We start from the raw sequence: 17270 nt of genomic DNA on the forward strand, positions 1-17270 counted from the left end.
TGTGCGGTTCAGCGGACCCACTTGATGAAGTCGCAGCCGCTGGGGTCGCGGTAGTCGGCGACCTTGATGGCGCACTTGTAGGCGCGGTTCGGCTGGCTGGGGTTGAACTTGTTGGTGCCCCACTCGGTGTAGGCCGAGGGGTTTCCGCACTTGCACAGCGGGCCCTCGCCGGTGGGCTGCTGGGTGGGCTTGTTGCTGTTCTGGGCCGCGGGCTTGGCCTGTCCCTTGTACTGGGCCCGGGTGTATTCGGCCGCCTTGGTGGCGAGGTCGATGAGGCCGGCTTCCTGCATGGCGACCAGGAGGTCCCTGCCCCGTTCGGCTGTCTCCTGCGCCGAGGCCCCGTAGACCGTGGGTGTCAGCCACTCGGCTTCGTAGCCGGGTGCCGCCTTGAGTGTGAATCCGATCTTGTAGGGGTTGGGTGCGGAAGCCGGCGCGGGCTGGGTGGTGGCGGCGGGCTCGGGGGCGGGGGCAGTGGCGAAGGGGTCAGCGTAGGCAGTCAAGCAGTTCTCCGTTTGTAAAGCGTGCAGCGAAAAATAAGACGGGAGTTCGAATCTCCCGTACACCTTCAGAGTGTCAATCTGATATCCGTTTGTCAAGTAGGTCAGATGGGGCACGCCCCGGTGGCGCATGCCTCTTCGAATCCGGACTCCACGCTCTCTTCCCCGAGGGCCGTCACCAGGTACTCGTACTGCTCCTTGGTCAGGCGCTGGTACGGGGACTGCGGGCGTGCCGCCTCCGGGAACAGCGTCGTCCCCTTCAGCTTCGGTCCGTACCGGCGCAGGGCCCGCTCGATGGCCTCGACGCTGACGGCCTCGGGGTCGAAGTTGACCGTGTAGCTGACGGCGTTGTCGGCCCACATCTCTTGGTACACCTTCTGGATCTCAAGGTGCTCGTCCAGCGTCATCTCCGGAGCGGACCGCACCTTGTCCTCCTCAACGAGATCGAGGATCGGATCGCGTGTGGGGATCTCGACCACCATCGTGTTCGGCGCGTAGATGCATGGCTCGACCTTGTAGCCCTTGGCCCGGTACTCCTCGATCTGCCGGGCCTCGTCCGGCTCGATGGAGGAGAAGCGAATCCGGCGCAGAAAGTACGGCGAGAAGATCGGGTGGATGCCCTCGCCCGAGACGCCGGCCAGCTTGCTGATGCTGCCCGTCGGCGCGACGGTTCGCTTCTTGACCGGCACCGGGATGCGGAGCTGGTGCGCGTACTCGATGGCGGCCTGGTCCACGGCCGCCGCGTATTCGCTCAGGTCCCAGGCGAGGTCGTTGAGGTCCTCGGTGTAGGCGGCGCGGTACTCGGCCACACCGAGGTGGCCGACGCCGATGCGGCGGTTGCGCTGGATGACGGTCTGCGACTTGAGGTCCTCGACCATCGCGTGGGTGGCTCGGATGAGGAAACGGGTCATCAGCCGGTGTGCCTCCTTCACCTGGGTGAGCGAGGGGAAGTCCCTCCCCGGCTCCACGAAGGCGGCGAGGTTCACGTGTCCCAGGCAGCACGGTTCCCACGCGTTCAGAGTGATCTCTCCGCACGGGTTGGTCGACGTGGGTGCAGTCGGCTCTCCGAGGGCTGACAGGCTGCTGTTCCAGATGCCGGGCTCCCCGTTCTGGTGCATGCCCTGGGCGATCTGCCGCAGGATGCGGCCACTGGTGCTGTCCGGCTTGCCGAGCTGCTTGAAGAAGGCGTCGTCCACCTCAACGGAGATGTTGGTGGTCCAGTGGCGGGACGGGTCGCTCTTGCTGCGGATGAACGCTTCGATCTGCGGGTCTGCCCAGTGCATGATGCTCATGCGGGCGGAGCGGCGGACACCGCCGGAGACGATGCACTGGGCGATCTGGTGATCGATGTCCATGGCGTCCAGTCCTGTCAGCCGGCTGCCCACCTTGCGGTTGAGGATCCGGCCCACCTCGACCAGGAGCCGGGCGAAGGGCGCCGGGCCGCTGGCCGTGCCTCCGAAGGTCCGCAGGGCGGCGCCTCGCTCGCGGACGCGCGAGACGTCGTAGACGCGGTTCTCGTGCTCGGTTGCCGGGTCGTGGGCGTTGCGGATCAGGTCCTCCAGCGCGGTGGCCCACCCTTCCCGAGAGTCCTCCACCGGGTAGGCGCCGGCCCACTCGGGGCTGTACTCGGACGAGAGGAGTCCTTCGGCCTGCAAAGCCGAGTAGTCGGGGTGGTCTTCGCGGCAGACGATATGCACCACGGTGGGGCGCGCGACCGCGGGCAGCACCGACAGGTGGGTGTTGCTGTAGTTGGTGCCCACTCCGCCGCCTTCGGCCAGGCGCGAGAGGGTGAAGGAGAAGTGCGCGGCCGGGTCGGCGTCCCAGCCTGAGTGCCAGCAGTTGTTGAGCGCGTAGTCGCTGGCGCCGGCGCTCTTGAGGTGCCGGCCTGCGGGGAGCAGCCGGAAGGTCTGGATCAGTTCGATGAGGCGGTCCCGCTCGCCGGGCTCCACGTGCTCCGGGCCGACCATGGCAATGTTGCCGTCGACGACGCGTGCCACGGTCTCGGGCCAGGTCTCCTTGGAGCCGTCGGGCTTGGTGCGGGAGTAGGTGCGGCGGTAGACGGTCTCGGCGGTCGTGTTCTTGAAGTGGTTGGTCATCAACGCCCCTTGGCTTTCAGTGGTTGGTGTTCATCGCGGCGGTCAGGGCCGAGACGGCTTCGGTGACGCGTGCCCAGGGGACGCGGGCGTGGCGCCGACGTTGGTCGGGCCACCGGTAGAGGGCGCCGAGGGCGAGCTGGTGCTCGGCAGACAGGCGCCGGAATCCGCGTGCGAGGTCCGCCTTGTCAGCGAGGGATACCGAGTCGGGATTGCGGTAGTCGCGGTGGGCCTTGGGCTGCTGGCCCTGCTCCTCGGTGGGCAGGAGGTATCCGGACTCCAGCAGGCACCACACGTCGATGGGCTGGTAGGTGGCGGCGGCCGGGCCGAGTCGCCGGTCCGCGTCGACTCGCCGGGCGATCGCCTCGGCTCGCCGGGCGAGTGCACGCAGCGCGGTGGGCCTGTCCGATGTCAGCGCAGCGTGCATGCGCTCGGCGGCGGCTTCGCTGGCGAGGTAGGTGTCCATGATGGCGGGGGCGATCTCGTCCGCCCGGATGGTTCCGTACCAGGTTCGGGAGACGCGGGCTGCCGCATCACCTGCTGCTTCGTAGAGGGTGTCCCACTGATCGGGACTCATGTAAATAGCCTTTCCGTTTGTCAAGTCTCAGGCGGCAGCCACGAACTGCCCGTTGCGTGCGCGTCGCAGGGCGCCGTACCGGTCCCCTTCGACAACGAAGGAGCCGTCCTTGCGGACGTCCACGGCCACCGGGCTCACGTCGTACTGGCCCACGTACAAGATGCCGAAGCCTGCCTGCCAGTTGGCCACGCCTCCGACTCCGAGGTACTGCGCCTTGCTCGCGTCCATGAGGTTGCCGACCTCGAAGCCCCACCGGGTGACCGGCTCGCCACCGACGTATCCGGCGGTGTGCCGGCGCACGCCGAGCCGGTGGGTATGCCCCATGACGACATTCACGCCCGCCTTGGCCGCGTGGTTGTAGGCCGAGGTGCCGGCGATCTGGGACATGCCCTTGATCTCGTGGCCGTGGATGAGGACCGTGTCGGGGCCGACCTTGTAGAAGGACGGGACGTGCTTGACACCGAAACCATCGAAGTCGAGCAGTTTGGAGAAGTGGAAGGCGTCTGAGAACTCCGCCAGAGCGGGGGCGTTCTGCGCGAGGTACACGCGGGGCCTCTCGTCGTGGTTGCCTTCGAGGATGCCCAGCGGCCCGTCGTAGACCTTGCGCAGCGGTTCGAGGAACACCCGCTTCGCGGTCTCGGAGTCACGCATGACGGCCTGCTCGAACTCCCCGCGGGTGCCCTGGTTCCAGCGGCTCGGCGTGGGGTAGTCGACGAGGTCACCGATCTGGAAGACCTCGTCCGGCTCGTAGGCCCCGATGAACTCCAGGACGTTCTTCAACGCCCGGCCGTCGTGGTACGGAATCTGGGTGTCGCTGATGACGACCACGCGCTTCATGCCCGCACCCCCTGAACGCGCTGCTTCTCACGCCCGATGTACCAAGCGGCCTTCTCCAGATCCTGGAGCTCGGTGTCCGGGTCCTTGAGGCCGGCGCGAGCGAGGTACTTGATCGCGTTGCCGCGGTTGAAGTTCATCTGCTCGGTGAGCTGGATGACCTCGATGCCGCGGTAGCTCGTGTAGTGAGCGGGATGCTTCACCGGGTCGTCAACCTGTCGTCCGTTTGTCAAGTGCTCGTCGTCGAAGTCGGCTTCACGGGCCTGTGACTCGGCGCAGCAGGCGAGGCCCTCCCGGTGTGGACACGGCTGACACGGATCGTCCTCGAAGGCGGACAGCCTCAGTTCGTCCCCGGCGAAGGCGAGACGTCCACCGCCGTCGAACTCGACGAGATAGGGGTAGGGGTGGTCCTCGACCGCCACCACGCATCCGGTGCGGCCTGCGTACATCCGGGCCGCGAGCGTCCTGGGGTTGCTCACCGTCACCCAGTCGTTCTCTACGAACGCCATGTTCTTCACCTTCCGATTTTCGAGAGGATCGCCTGCACTCCGTGGCGGCGATAGCTCTGGTTCACGTCCGTGCCCGGCTCCATCGTGATGATCAGCCCGTTGGGGACACGGGAGGCGACGAAGTCGGCGAACTCGCGACCGGGTCTGTCCCCTTGGGCGAAGATCCATACGCGCCTGAACCCGCGGAACGCCTCGGTGAAGTGGTCCTTCCAGCCGTGCACCCCACCGACCCCGACACTCGGGACGCCGCACATCTTCAACGTCCACGTATCCGGCTCGCCCTCGACGACGGACATCTCCTCTGTGGAGTCGAGGACGTCGACCGGGTTGTAGAGCCGGTGGGTGTCCCCCGGCATGGACATCATCTTGCCGTGCCCGTCGTGCTGCTCGTCCTCCAGGAACGCGCCGTCGTCCCCCTTGACGCACGCGTCGCGGACACAGCGGAACCGGATGCCGGCCACCGACCATTCACCCGTGACGCCCCGGCGCATGTACGGGACGGACAGGCAGCCGCGGTACGCCTCAAGTCCTGAAGGTACCTCTGCGCCGACGTAGCCCAGCCCCAGACTGGGAAGCCGTTCCGGGTCGATCCCCCGGTGTGCCAAATACTCTTCGCCCGGGGAGCCGTGGAGCTGGGAGCGGAAGGCTGTCGTCGCCTTCCACAGAAAGCGCCGCTGCTCTGCGCTTTGCCTCAACGAACCCGATTCCTTCCTGCTTCATGATGATGCTGTATGCCGAGCCTTTGAAGCCGCACGCCTGGCAGTTCACCGCCCCGAGCTCGTAGTTGACCGAGGCCGAAGGCCGGGAGTCGTCGTGCTGGGGGCTGGGGCATGTACACGAGATCCACCCGCTGCGCTTCGGTGGCGCTTCCCACTCCGGGAAGTAGTGCGCCAGGACGGCTCGGATGGGGCCGGGCTCAGCGCCGGGGTGCCGAGGCTGCCCGAAGGTGCTCATCGACCCTCACCTCTACCGGGAAGTGCCGTCCGGCCTGGGACATCAGGTGCCAGGTCGGGTCGAGCTGATGTGGCTCGATGCGGTCGAGTCGCTGGGACCTGCCCGTTCGTCGGGGTCCCGCGGAACGTGACGTCGTGTCCACGTCTGTGCCTCACTTTCAGGTTGTCAATCAGCTATCCGTTTGTCAAGCGCCGGAGAGGTGTAGCCGCGCTTCATCGGCGCGCTGCCTACGTACACCTCTCGCCCGAGGATGCGCGTCGCCGGGTGGGAGTCGAGGTAGTCGGCGGCCCGGCGCAGCAGCGCTGGGTCATCGCGAGCAGCGGTGAGCAGTCGGCCGTTGCACCGCCGGCACAAGAGGCCGCGCACGACACCGCTTCGGTGGTCGTGGTCGACGGACAAGCGCTGCCGGCGGGTGCCGTCGCAGATCGCGCACCGACCTTGCTGTCCCGCGACAAGGGCGTCGTACTCGCCGGGGCCCAGGCCGTAAACAGCCTGCACGCGTGCCGCGTGACTCGCCTGGCTACGCGACTTGCGCTTGCACGTGGCACAGATACGCCCCCGCTTACCGGCGAAGAACCGTTCAGCCCGGTTGCGCTCACACCGCGCGCAGCGGCGGTATCCCTTCCGTGTCATCGTCGCCCCCCTAGGCGGCGACGAGGAACACATCGTCGGTGATCTGCATCGTCTGCCCGTCGAAGCGCAGCTCGACGAAGCTGGAACCCGTCGCGTCGGAACGCCCCGATCGGTCCTTCACCACCGAGACGGCAAGGGTGTCCTCGCTGGGCTTGTGCAGCGTGAACACAAGCGCTGGCACGCGGGTGACCTGGCCCTTCACTCCGGACTTCGGGATCGGTTTGTCACCGTCGTTGTACGGGCCGGTGGTGTGGTGCATCGCCGCCACGTGAGCGCCGGTCTCCCGGGCCATCGTATTCAGGTAGTCCATCAGCGCTTCGAGTCCGGCGAAGGGGTCTTCGGCGTTCGCCTCCCCGCCGGTCCTCACGTTGGTCACGTTGTCGACGATGACGCAGTGCGGGTACTCGTTGTACAGCTCGTACCAGCACCGCAGGGAGTTCTCGATGTCGTCGAGTGAGGGACTGGCGTTGTAGTTGAACCGGATCGGGCACTGGTCCAGCCGGAGTGCGTACTGCGCGATCTGCTTGCGGCGGACCGCGCTCATCGCCTCCTCCATGTCGACCTGGTACAGGGCGCTGATGGCCCGGCTGGTCTGAATGAACGCATCCGAGTCCGCGGAGAAGTAGAGCGTCGGAATGCGGGCCTTGAGCATCCACACCAGCCAGAACGCGGACTTGCCCGTACCGCCGCCGGCCGAAGTGAGAGAGACCTGGCCCCGGTAGAGCTTGGTGCCCGCCCTCTCGATGGCATTGAACGGCGTAGGGAGCGGGTCCCCCGCGTCCCCCATGGCCCGGATCGACTGCGTCAACGAGAACATGCAGCCTCCTTTCTGTTGATCACGTGCACTTCCTATGCGGCAGTCGTCCGGGGCACCGCCCTCTCCAGTGCCGCCAGTCGGATCTCCAGCGAGGTGATCGCGCTGTGAAGCCCGTGCAAGCGGTCCTGGAGGTCCTCGGCCTGCTGGTCTTCGGTCTGGATCGCGAGGGCGAGCAGCTCGGCTGTGGCCGCGGCGACATCGCCGCGGGTCGCCGGGGCGGACGCGTCGACGGTGGTCAGTGCCACCTCCACGATGTCGTCGGTGGACATGTCGGTGGCGACGAAGTCGGCGAACTCACGGATCATGGGCTTCTTCCTTTGCGGGCGGAGCGGAGGTCGAGCGGCCGGCACTGCCGTCGTAAAGCCTGTTTCCATTTGACAAGTGCGAGTCAGGTCACATGGCGTATGCGCAGTGCCGGCGCACCGGGCAACGGGCGCAAGCCTGCCCGGGGTTGGGGACGAACTCCTCGCGCTTCACCCCCTCGTCCATGGCGCCCACCCACTCCGTGAGGCGGCTGGCGTCCGGGGCCAGGGGCAGGGCCCGGGAAGTGCGGCCCGTCTTGGCGAGCCAGTAGTCCCCCCATGAACACTCGGCCCCGTGCAAGGTGTTGACCGCCAGCGCGTACAGCTCAAGCTGTGTGTGCTCGGTCGGCTTCTGACCCGTCTTCGTGTCGCGCACGACCACACCTTTCCGGGGGTGGTCCACCACCAGGTCGATGAACCCGACGACCTTCACGCCCCCGAGTTCGAGGGCGAATTCGGTTTCGATGCTGTCGGCTCCCGGCCAGGGCACCTCGTCAGGGTGAGCCTGGTAGTAGTCGACGTAGGCCGTCACCTGGTTGAGGCCGATGATGTGCCGGCGGTGTATGTCCTCGATACCCGCGTACGGCCCCGAGCTGAACCACTGCCGCTCGTCGGGCTCGACAGCTCGGGCCCTGGCGATCTCCCTCGTGTACTTCTCGTCGAAGTGCCGGTGCACCTCTTCCAGCGGCAGCGTTCGGCCGGAGGTCTCCCACTGCTCGGCCGCGTAGTGCACGGCCAAGCCGTGCGCGAACCATGCGGCTTGGATCTCGGAGGCTCTCTTGATGCGGGAGAGGTAGAACTGGTGCCCGCATCGGTACCACTGTGAGACCTGGGAGTAGGACCGCGGCCGGGTCTTGTACTCCTCGATGCGCTGCTGCATGCCGTCGCTGCCCAAACCATCTCCTTTACGAACAATGCGATCCGTTTGTCAAGTCCTGGTGCGGAGAGGGGCCCCGCCACCGCGGGGCCCTCTCCTGTGGAGCCGTTCAGATACTCTCCCAGCCCTCCGGGCGCCGGAGAACGCGCTTCTGCTCGTCCGTCAGCTCACCGGGCGGGCGAACCACGAAGTCCTCGTCGGCCGGCTGGCGCGTCTCATACCGCCACCCGCCTTCCTTCGAGACGTAGTTGGGCTCCTGCTCGGGGTCATACACGAGAACCTGGGACATGTTCGTCCCGAGCGCACGCCAGAATGACCGCAGCCGCTTCAGCTTGTAGTCCGCCAGCTTCCCGTCACTCAGGTAGTAGTCGATCTGATGCGTCAGGTTCACGTAGGCAGTGCACTTCCGGTGCTCGTGCTGCACCTCGAAGGGACGTAGCTTCTCCAGCTCCTCGTTGTGCTTGCGATCGAGCAGGTTCTTATTGCCCCGGATGTGCAAGTAAATGCTCTGACGAGTAACGCCGAGCAGCTCAGCGATCCGCGCCACGGACACGGGAGGGTCCATGGTGCGCAGTGCCTCCACTGCACTGGTGCGGATCTTCCCGTCATCACCGCGGGCTTCGCGGACGATGCCGTCAATGCGCCGATCTCGCTCCGTCATCTCGTCGTTCGCCACACCGCCGATACTGTCCCTCGCAATGTCCGTTTGTCAAGTGCGGGGTCGGTTACTAAGAGCCTTCGGCCGACTACACATTGATATTTCTCATCCCCAGATACCACGCGGCGAGCACGTACGCCGAGGCCGGTCGCCAGTCGACATGGGAGAGCACGACCCCCGGCACCCCGACCACGCTCGTCACCACGAGGCATGCCGTCGCCGCGGACTGCTCCGTCCCTCCCTGGCGAGCAACCCTCTGATGAGCTGCCGCACCGACGAGACAGCCGACCAGGAGCACACCGGCCAACCCGGCAACAGCGTCGGTCGGCTGCATCACTCCCCCCTCCACTGCCTCAGCGCCCCGGACAGGACCTCCCCATTCGTCAGGTCGCCGCCCTCGTTGAACCCGTACCACTCCCGGTTGAGCCAGTCAGCGAAGGCTTCCGCGCTGGGAGGCGGCAGCTCATCCAGGGCGTACTTCAAGATCATCGACCACGTCACTTCCTGCACACCGTCACGCGCGTCGAGCTCACTATCACCGCTCTCCGCCAGCGCATTCAGGTCCAGTCGCTCAGGATTCATCACGGTCACGCTCCAGATTCCTCGTCATCTCTCCGTTGTCCGAGGCCACATACCAGTAGAGACTCGTCTCCTCGGGACGCCAGCGGTGGGTGCGAGCGAACGCCATCGCCTCCCGCGCCAGTTCGCCCCACGACGCGTCGCCCGGCATTCGGCTGCGCAGTGTCCCCTCCGGTGCGTAGATCACCGCCTCCGGCCATCCGTCCCCGGCCGTCCGGACCTGCATTCGCGCGTACTCCACCGGCCGCATTCAGCTCTCCCCTCCGGCCCGAACGTCGCCCTGCCACACGTGCCTGCCCGGCTCCGTCATCGCCTCGCGCACCACCCGCCAATGCGGCAGGACCCTGTCCATCTCGCCCTCCCACAGCGGGCCGTGGTGCCAACGCTCCGCGGGCCTGGTCGCGTGCGCGAGCTCATGCACGATGACGTACTGGACGAACCTCTTATCGAGCTGGAAGAGCTGCCAGTTCAGCTCAATACGGTGCTCCCGCCCCAGGTACCGCCCCCACTTGGTGCGGCCCATGTCACGGCCCCGCACACGCAGATCCGGGACACGGCCGGCCAGCCCCATACGCCGGACCCAGTGGTCCAGCTCCCACTCGGCGTATATCTGCCCCTGCTCCACGTACCAGTCGACCAGCAGCCGGGCACCCCGGCGCGCCAGCGTCGCCCGGTCGGCCATCAAGAACTTGTTCCCCGACCCGGTGTAGTCCACCTCGATCACCGGCTCGTAGCCGGTGACCGGTCGAAGCCTGTACGAAGCACCCAGCAGATCGAATGCCTCCCCCGGGATGAGTCGCTTCACGGGGTGGGCAGGGGCAGTGGCACGCTGCTGGGCCACGAGACCCGCGATACGCGGTGCCTGCTTCACCAGCCACCCCACCACCTGCGGATAGTCCTCCCGCTCCAGCACGGGGACGCGGACGACCACGCTCCCGTCCGCCTTCACCGTCACGCCGAAGGTGCGCCAGCGACGCTCTGACACGACCAGCTCGTAGGGGTGTCGCCGCAGCGCTTTCGACTCATCGATGACGTAACGCAGTTCTGTGCTCACCTGTGCCGCGTCGGGCATGGGTCTCCTCTCAGTCAAGAATCTCGGCGCGCACCAGACGCCAGTCGATGTCGTCGAAATCACGGCGGGACATTCCGTCCCGGACGGCCGCGATGGTCCGGGCGTCGTCCCCGCGCACACCGGGCGGCGTATTCCACAGCAGTTCGGTGACGTAGGTCTCCAGCCGTCCCGGCCCGTACCGCGGGCTCTTCGCCAGAGTCACTGCCTCGCCGTGCAGACGCGCGTCACTGGTGATCCACACGGCCACGTTGTGCGCCGCCCACTCCAGCCCTCCGTAGGGCGTCGGCCCCGCCATCACGCACCCTGGGCGAGGAGTTGCTGAACAGCAGGCCGCTCGGCCCGGGGCTCCGCCTGCTGACGCCGGAGCTCGGCCGACTGCTCACGGCGCAGGTCGTTGTAGTAGCCCCACTCCGGGACGCCCGGATGGGATTCCTTCGCCAGGAAGCAGATGTCGGGCGCGCCCTCGGCCTCGTCTCCAGAAGACCAAGCGCACTGATCCTCGAACCATTCCCGGAACGTGGGAAGACGGCTGAGGTTGGCGCGTGCGTCGGCGAGGTCGTGGCCGTTGACGACCCAGGCGTACGGCTGCTCCCCGTCGTGGCGCTCCGGCCCGGCGTAAGTCACCGTGTAGGTGTCTCCGGGCAGCGGCGGGCCGAACTGCTCGGTGAGATAGTCCATGGCTCCAGCCAGAAAATCGCTGTCCGCGAGAGCCATGTCCGTCCGAGCCTTCTCATAAGCGGAGTGGGTATCGGGCGGCACCTCCCCGTTCTTGTCGCGATACCCGTCGAGGACAGCATCGCGCTTCTCCCTCAACGTCCTGTATACGGCGAGCAGTTCGTGCACGATGCTCACGTAGTCGGTTGCCATTTCTCCCTGCTGCTTTCAGAAGATGGATGAGGAAAGCCGGGGGCCAGATCCGACGCCTGGCCCCCGGCGGGTTACTGGTCGATTTCCGCCCACGAGTCCAGGGGCTCCAGTCGGCGCGCCTTGCCGCCCGTGGCGGTGGGGGTCCACTGAGTGCTGCTCGGGTGCACCCGCCAGCCCGCTATGCGGGCGTGGTGGAGTGCCTCTGCGTGGAACGCCGCTCTGTTGGCCTCCCACGAGAGGTGGTGGGACGAGACCACGTGCCTGCCGACGGTCAGCACGGCTGTCGAGCGCTCCTCGCCCCCGCTTTCGTGGATGTCGATGCGAGCGAGACCGGGCACCTCCGCGCTGTCCCATCGGGCACGCACCTCGGTCGGGAAGCCCGTCCAGTAGAAGTCGACGTCCGAGTAGCGCAGGATCGCGACCGTCGTATCACCGCACTTCTGGGGGCCCGCGTACTGCACGTGCTCTCCTGGCTCGTACATGTGCGGCAGCCACGTGCCCGGCTGGATGACGTCACCGGTGTCGACGTCCACCAGTCGCAGGCCGGTGCCGATTATCGGACCGCCCTTGCCCGTATCGACACCGCTGCTGTCGGCCGTCGGGCCCGTGCCGCACATCGGGCACTGCTCCTGGACGGTGTCGAGGAGCTCACGAGTGACCGGCCGCGAGTCGTATTCGGCTCCAGCGATCACGATGAGCTGGCAATCGCAGTCGGTGTCGGCCTCTTCCCGGGCGCAGTCGTAGCACAGCGGGTCCGGCTGGTGCGTTTCGATCCACTCGTTGCAGTACTCGCACTGCTGGTGCCCGAAGTCCTTCACGATTTCCTTGATGGGCCAGCTCTCGCACTGCTGGCAGAAACTGACGCCCCGGTCGCACAGCGCGTCGAGCACCTCTTCAACTTCCAGCTCGGGCGGCAGAACCTCCGACCGGAGCAGCTGCTGGGCGGCCTCCTCCCACAAGAGGTCGCCACGCTCCTCGTCGTCCAGCACGGAGTACTCGGAGAGCACTCTCTCCAGCCCCTCGATTACGGTCCGCACGTCCTCGCGGCTGTAGTCGTAGGCGATCATTCCGCGGAACTCGTCGTAGACGTTCCACTGGGCATCGTCGAACTCGGACAACTCGGCCACGATCACGTCGCTGTTGACTCGGTCTCGTGTCCACCGGCAGGTGTGCTGCCCGGGGCCGAGCTCGTATTCCCAAGGCAGCGGGGAACCGTCGTAAGCCTCGACGATGGCGAACCCCTTCCACCCGTGCTCCTCGATGAATTCCTGAGCTGTTCGCTCCAGACCGAAGGCGCTCAGGTAGCGGCGGGCATTCTCAGAGATCTTGAACTCGCGCATATCTCTCTCCGTTCGCTACTTGTCCGTTTGTCAAGTCAGGTATGAGTGAGAAGCCGCTGCGTCGGCCACGCACCCGAGGCCGGCCAGTCCTGGAGCTCACCCCGAGGGCATCGCCGAGCGGGCCACTGCGGTACACACGTCACCACCGAACACGTTGTCTAGCTCGAAAAGCGGACTCAGCTCCTGCCCTCCGCTACCGGTGCCGGGCGTGCGGCGCGACTTTTCGATGCACCACAACACCTCTTCGGGATCGAGGCTGTGCTCCTCACAGTGGATAGCGATGTACTTCATATACGACACGCCTTCACCGCACCGTTTCCCCGTTACGGGTAATACGCACCTTGCTGTGCCACTTACGCAACCGCGCCGCGTCGGCACGGGCTGCGCGAAGCGCCTTGATACGCACTCGACATGTCACGCTCGTATGGGTAACCCACTCGAAGCCATCCCCGGGAATAGCCCTCGGGGTGGCGTACTCGACCTGATAAGTGAAGTACTCTTCCCGCATTAACGTTCACCCTTTCCTTTCCAGGCACCAGATAAAAGCACCCGAATTGACTCGGGTCGGCACTGCTTTGTGCAGCCTGCATCTCCCGTTGGGATGACGACGGACGGGCAAGTCACCCGCCCGCCATCAAAACGACGGGCTACTCAAATAACGTGGTTTTCGAGGTGAAGCATTGCTTCATACAGCGATGATTTCGCCGTCAGCCACGTACATTCGCGCGGCGTCCCCCGGACTCTGTAGACGTACCAGTTCTTTTCCAGGGCACGAGCATCCGATACACGCACCACGTAGCCCTGGTAGTCAGGGGTTCCCTCTTTGCCAAGGGTCGCCATCCCGGCATACCTGAAGAACCATGCGGGAGGCCCGGACCTCTCTACCCCCTGAACCAATCCGCCCTCCCCGACCCATAGATGAAGTGCTTTATCTCTTCTTCCAATTCATCGGACTGGGATCGCTCACCACACAGCGCACAGACGACCTCGAAGTCCACCTCACTGAACCCGAAGACTGATAGCTCGGCTCTCCCCTTACTCCCCTTACGTAGATTGAGCCACGCACTGGCATTCACCTGGAGCTCACCACCGCATTCGCAGTGGTAGACGGAAGTTTCCGTCGTCACGGCCATGCTCGCCTACTTCCGTATCTTCCGAACTCGACGCGGATTATCCGGATCGTCCAGTTCCCAGTCACCGTGCGAATCGCAGTACGACGTCGAAAGAAAACGCGGGTTCCCGTACCGCTCCATGTCGATCCATCGCGTGGCGGCTTCCTCGCAGGAGTACACCCAACAACCGATCTCTCCCCCGGGAAGCGTTTTCGTGTGCTGCACGCTGCCCTTCGTGGATCCCTTCCCCACCGCGTCTCCTCCTCAGATTGACTGAGCAGCAGAGTTCTGCTGCATGACGAATGAATCGAGCACGGTCACCCCGTGCTCTGCGAGGACATCTGCGTGCCGCCCGTCGTCGGGCACGTACTCCCGCACATTCGGATTGTCGACGCCCGCCGCTGTCCAGCACAGCATCCAGGACCGGCCTGCTATCCGACGATCGCTGCATATCTTCTTGGCGTCTTCCTCGCTGACTTTCCAAAGCGCCCGCAAACGTGGCGAAGCCGTATGCTGAGAGGCGATGAAGACAACTACTTCCTTCATTCAGTTGTCCACCGTAATGTCCTGCACGAGAATTCGGGGCGCGAATTCATTGCTGCCAGTGCGACGGATCGCGATAATGTCCGGGATGTCGTCCTCGGAGCTGTAACCGGGCTCCAAAAGCACCTTCTCCGTGTGGAGCCGTCCGTCACCTCCGTCGATCCTGTACGTGACCTTCACCCGACGGAGCTCGTTTTCAGACATCGGTTTCCCTTTCTTCGGTTAGGTCTGTCGGACTGACAGGCCATGCAAAGGGCCGACTATCAAGAGACAGGCAGCCCCAAGCAAAGCGCGTCACGTTCGAGCCGTCAGGTCAACCAGCCTCGGATTTCTTCGAGATCACACTCGTAGTTCTCCCTAGCCGCGTCGGACAGGGATATCCCCGGCGTCTTAAGCCCGGACAGGAAGTAGTTCACGACGAGGCCGACGACGTCGAAATCCCGGTCATCCAGGCCCATCTCCGCGAGAACTGTGTCGGCAGCATGATTTGCCACCTGGGACACCTCGGCGAAGGTGTATGTTTTCACGCGGCCCGTTGAGCGCTGAGTACTCGTCACTGGTACTTCCTCTTCCTCAAATTCAGTTCCACGAATGCAGGGGGGAGGCCATACCTAGCGGCGTATTCCACGGCTTCCGAGTAGGTATCGAAAATTCGGTGCCATGCAGGCCCGATATGAGCGACGTACATACAGGTACCTCTCAGTGATATTGATTTTCTGCTTCGCCTTGCTCCACAACCTCGCGGCCGAGACGATGCGGTATTCCTTGCCGCGCCACAGTGGCAATGCCGCCATCGGGATACTGAATGATCCCCACCCATGCGGAGCCGTAGATCCTCCGACCCTTGGTGGAGTCCACACGCTCAACCGAGGTTCCGGGGCCGAGACTGATGAACAGTTCCTTGTGCGTACCCGGCGCTGTACGGAGAGCGCCATAGACGTCCTCCCTTGTGATATGGGTTTCCCCCTCTGTCATGTAGTCATGAGAATTCACCACGCGAATGCGCACGGATTCCTCCCTTAGTCGTCCCGCGCTCTGGTCAAGTGACCAGGCATGAAGAGGCATGGGCGGCGACCCATGCCCCAACACGCCCCTTCACTCATCACCGCGCGGACGGGAGCTCCCGGCCGGCCTGGGCCTCCTCCTCACGCAAGTCCGCTTGTCCGTCCAGCCATCCGTCGTTGTAGGTCACAACTGGATCGACGGCGGGTGCCTGTGTGTGGCCGACGTGCACTCCGATTCCGAAGGCCACGGCCGCAGAAGCGAGCGCCCCAACAAGCGAGCTGACAAGGGTCTTACGCATTTCTGTCTCCTTCGTGTGTCGGCTTGCCCCGGCATGACAGAGCAAGCTCAAAATCGCTCATTCCAGGGGCGGGAGTGGAAAGACTCTGTACCCCTCGTAGGTCGCGACCGGCTGGTGTGCAGGAGGGGGTGGGATATCGCTCACGCCCTCGGGTCCCCCGGCCTCCTCGCCTTCGTGGGATTCCTGGGCCAGACTGCGGCGCTTGGCAGCTGCCCGAATGACCAGCCACGGTCCCCACACCGGGGACGTCACGATGGCCGCAGCGGCGACCTTCACACCCCAGTCGAAGAAACTGAGAACCAGGAGTAGGACGATGCTTCCGACAATTCTGTCCGCGATTTTCTTTACGGTTTTCAAGACTATTATCCGTTTGTCAAGTAGCGATCAGCTCACAGAACCCCAGCGGCCGGTACGCAGGTCGTAGACGTCACCCTCCCGGATGCCGAAAATGGCATCCTGGTCGGCAGCGACTCCCGCATAGATCGCGTCCTCGAAGTTCTCGATGACCTCGGAGACATCCAGACAGATATCCCCGCTGTCCACCCACGCTCCGAAGTAGCGTTCCCGGTCGGTCCGCTCCAGAACGAGTCGCAGGGTGCTGGCCACATACCAGGCCAGCCGCCCCGCTCGTTCCGGGTCGTTCACCGGGATCCGAACCTCGTGCCCCGGAAGGCTCACCGCGTACCCGGCCGTCGGGGCCGCCTTGCCGGGCGCCCAAGTGGCGCCGCCATTGACAAGGATGTTCCCGATGAGAACGTCAGCAGTGAAATCGGTGATCATGGATCAGCCTCTCCCGTGAATTAATACCTCGCATCTAGCGAGTTAATCCGTTTGTCAAGCCGAGTGGCTCAGAAAGCGGCGGGTTGTACACCCGCCGCCAAGTGAGCTACTCGCCTTGTTGGGATCCGGTGACAGTCCGGCGGACACGTCGACGTCCGTCCCGTCACCGCGCATCGCTTCTGGCGGATGCGGCGCCTTTCTATTGTCGAGTCAAGGTGCGAGTCGTCTGTTCGGCAGCTCTTGCGTGACCTGTCCACCGGACACCGCAGGCTTTCACTGCGCCGACCTCACATTCACATCACGCTTTTGTGTGATGCGTTCATGCTTTGGCTTCCGGGGATGGCGTCTGCCTCCCGCTTGGTGTGCCACCAACTTTACTTGATGGCTTTCTCCGTTTGTCAAGTCAGTGACTGAAACAAAGGAGGGGGGGTGCTCAATGGGCCATGCGGCCATTTCGAGCACTCGCCGACTTTGCCGTCGACTAGTGGGTCACGCACCACTGATTCGAGCTGGGCCACGGTCGTGCGGTCGTCATCACTCGGTGGTGCGTGGTTTCCACTGTAGCGGAGTGTCTCGTCCGTTTGTCAAGTGCTGCAATCGTCAGCACTCCGGCAAGTAATCCGCCAGGGGTGTCGTTCGCGTTGTTGCGCTTGGAGCGCCGCGTCGCTTTCGACGTGAGCAATCACAGCAGTTCGCCAATCCGTTTGTAAAGCTGGCAGCCATGTGAACTGGATCACAGTGTCGTGAGCAAAAAAGGATCGCGCGCGAGAGGCGAGCCAAAACATGGAATTTTTCGCGAATGAAATTGAAAATTTCGTTAGCGAAACGAAGTGGGTGGGGGGTGCCTCGCGTGCGCGCGCGTATAGGCCCGAGGCGTCATAGCACCCGAGATCCTGTACGGGTTTCTATGCCCAGCCGGCCAA

The 17270-nt window shown here is 64.8% G+C and carries 24 protein-coding genes and 1 pseudogene; all 25 read right to left on the minus strand.

The features are described from left to right. Positions 1-8 precede the first annotated feature (8 nt). Positions 9-500 carry a hypothetical protein gene (locus SCA03_RS14455; protein ID WP_141275418.1) on the minus strand — a complete coding sequence of 164 codons (492 nt, stop codon included), beginning with the start codon at positions 498-500 and terminating at the stop codon, positions 9-11. Between the two features lie 101 nt (positions 501-601). Next, entirely contained in the window at positions 602-2593 is a 1992-nt protein-coding gene (gene nrdJ, locus SCA03_RS14460; protein WP_086814091.1) for a ribonucleoside-triphosphate reductase, adenosylcobalamin-dependent, read from the minus strand. 16 nt (positions 2594-2609) lie between these two features. Continuing rightward, complete coding sequence (locus SCA03_RS14465; protein WP_086814093.1) at positions 2610-3167, minus strand: hypothetical protein; 558 nt, start codon at positions 3165-3167, stop codon at positions 2610-2612. Between the two features lie 27 nt (positions 3168-3194). Next, the gene (locus tag SCA03_RS14470) at positions 3195-4004 is read right to left on the minus strand and encodes a metallophosphoesterase (RefSeq protein WP_086814095.1); all 810 of its coding nucleotides are present in this window, start codon (positions 4002-4004) and stop codon (positions 3195-3197) included. Next, the gene (locus SCA03_RS35520; protein WP_230988684.1) at positions 4001-4510 is read right to left on the minus strand and encodes a DUF3310 domain-containing protein; all 510 of its coding nucleotides are present in this window, start codon (positions 4508-4510) and stop codon (positions 4001-4003) included. Before SCA03_RS35520 ends, SCA03_RS14470 begins: the two co-directional genes overlap by 4 nt. Before the next feature lie 5 nt (positions 4511-4515). Beyond that, entirely contained in the window at positions 4516-5205 is a 690-nt protein-coding gene (locus tag SCA03_RS14480) for a topoisomerase (RefSeq protein WP_230988674.1), read from the minus strand. A gap of 34 nt (positions 5206-5239) precedes the next feature. After that, positions 5240-5464: pseudogene (locus SCA03_RS37240) on the minus strand (hypothetical protein); the annotation flags it as partial. A 165-nt stretch (positions 5465-5629) separates the two neighbouring features. After that, positions 5630-6130 (minus strand): endonuclease VII domain-containing protein, encoded by a 501-nt coding sequence (locus SCA03_RS14490; RefSeq protein ID WP_308697820.1) that lies wholly within the window; start codon positions 6128-6130, stop codon positions 5630-5632. After that, complete coding sequence (locus SCA03_RS14495) at positions 6108-6914, minus strand: AAA family ATPase (protein ID WP_086814100.1); 807 nt, start codon at positions 6912-6914, stop codon at positions 6108-6110. Before SCA03_RS14495 ends, SCA03_RS14490 begins: the two co-directional genes overlap by 23 nt. A 32-nt stretch (positions 6915-6946) precedes the next feature. Then, positions 6947-7219, minus strand: coding sequence for a hypothetical protein (locus SCA03_RS14500; protein ID WP_086814102.1), 273 nt, complete (start codon positions 7217-7219; stop codon positions 6947-6949). 88 nt (positions 7220-7307) lie between these two features. Beyond that, positions 7308-8111 (minus strand): RecB family exonuclease, encoded by an 804-nt coding sequence (locus tag SCA03_RS14505; protein ID WP_086814104.1) that lies wholly within the window; start codon positions 8109-8111, stop codon positions 7308-7310. A gap of 91 nt (positions 8112-8202) precedes the next feature. Beyond that, entirely contained in the window at positions 8203-8769 is a 567-nt protein-coding gene (locus SCA03_RS14510) for a hypothetical protein (RefSeq protein WP_086814106.1), read from the minus strand. 315 nt (positions 8770-9084) lie between these two features. Next, a complete protein-coding gene (locus SCA03_RS14515; protein ID WP_086814109.1) occupies positions 9085-9342 on the minus strand; it encodes a hypothetical protein in 258 nt (85 codons plus the stop codon). Continuing rightward, complete coding sequence (locus SCA03_RS14520) at positions 9323-9571, minus strand: hypothetical protein (protein WP_141275420.1); 249 nt, start codon at positions 9569-9571, stop codon at positions 9323-9325. The genes SCA03_RS14515 and SCA03_RS14520 overlap by 20 nt, the downstream gene beginning before the upstream one ends. 9 nt (positions 9572-9580) lie before the next feature. After that, positions 9581-10384 (minus strand): M48 family metallopeptidase, encoded by an 804-nt coding sequence (locus SCA03_RS14525; RefSeq protein ID WP_158102234.1) that lies wholly within the window; start codon positions 10382-10384, stop codon positions 9581-9583. 28 nt (positions 10385-10412) lie between these two features. After that, positions 10413-10697, minus strand: coding sequence for a hypothetical protein (locus SCA03_RS14530; RefSeq protein WP_086814114.1), 285 nt, complete (start codon positions 10695-10697; stop codon positions 10413-10415). Continuing rightward, on the minus strand, positions 10697-11269 hold the full coding sequence (locus SCA03_RS14535; RefSeq protein WP_086814116.1) for a hypothetical protein: 573 nt from the start codon (positions 11267-11269) through the stop codon (positions 10697-10699). Before SCA03_RS14535 ends, SCA03_RS14530 begins: the two co-directional genes overlap by 1 nt. 71 nt (positions 11270-11340) lie before the next feature. Further along, the gene (locus tag SCA03_RS14540; protein WP_086814118.1) at positions 11341-12609 is read right to left on the minus strand and encodes a hypothetical protein; all 1269 of its coding nucleotides are present in this window, start codon (positions 12607-12609) and stop codon (positions 11341-11343) included. 96 nt (positions 12610-12705) lie between these two features. After that, positions 12706-12900, minus strand: coding sequence for a hypothetical protein (locus SCA03_RS14545; protein WP_141275422.1), 195 nt, complete (start codon positions 12898-12900; stop codon positions 12706-12708). Between the two features lie 1085 nt (positions 12901-13985). Then, positions 13986-14267, minus strand: coding sequence for a hypothetical protein (locus SCA03_RS14555; protein ID WP_141275424.1), 282 nt, complete (start codon positions 14265-14267; stop codon positions 13986-13988). Then, positions 14268-14468: a hypothetical protein gene (locus tag SCA03_RS14560; protein WP_086814124.1), complete on the minus strand. Its 201-nt coding sequence runs from the start codon at positions 14466-14468 to the stop codon at positions 14268-14270. A gap of 104 nt (positions 14469-14572) precedes the next feature. Beyond that, on the minus strand, positions 14573-14821 hold the full coding sequence (locus tag SCA03_RS14565) for a hypothetical protein (protein WP_086814126.1): 249 nt from the start codon (positions 14819-14821) through the stop codon (positions 14573-14575). A gap of 142 nt (positions 14822-14963) precedes the next feature. Beyond that, a complete protein-coding gene (locus tag SCA03_RS14570) occupies positions 14964-15272 on the minus strand; it encodes a hypothetical protein (RefSeq protein ID WP_141275425.1) in 309 nt (102 codons plus the stop codon). 94 nt (positions 15273-15366) lie between these two features. Then, a complete protein-coding gene (locus tag SCA03_RS14575) occupies positions 15367-15567 on the minus strand; it encodes a hypothetical protein (RefSeq protein ID WP_086814128.1) in 201 nt (66 codons plus the stop codon). 384 nt (positions 15568-15951) lie between these two features. Further along, entirely contained in the window at positions 15952-16347 is a 396-nt protein-coding gene (locus SCA03_RS14580; protein WP_086814130.1) for a hypothetical protein, read from the minus strand. Between the last annotated feature and the right edge of the window lie 923 nt (positions 16348-17270).

Source organism: Streptomyces cacaoi, from assembly GCF_006539165.1.
In the GTDB taxonomy this organism is placed as follows: domain Bacteria; phylum Actinomycetota; class Actinomycetes; order Streptomycetales; family Streptomycetaceae; genus Streptomyces; species Streptomyces cacaoi.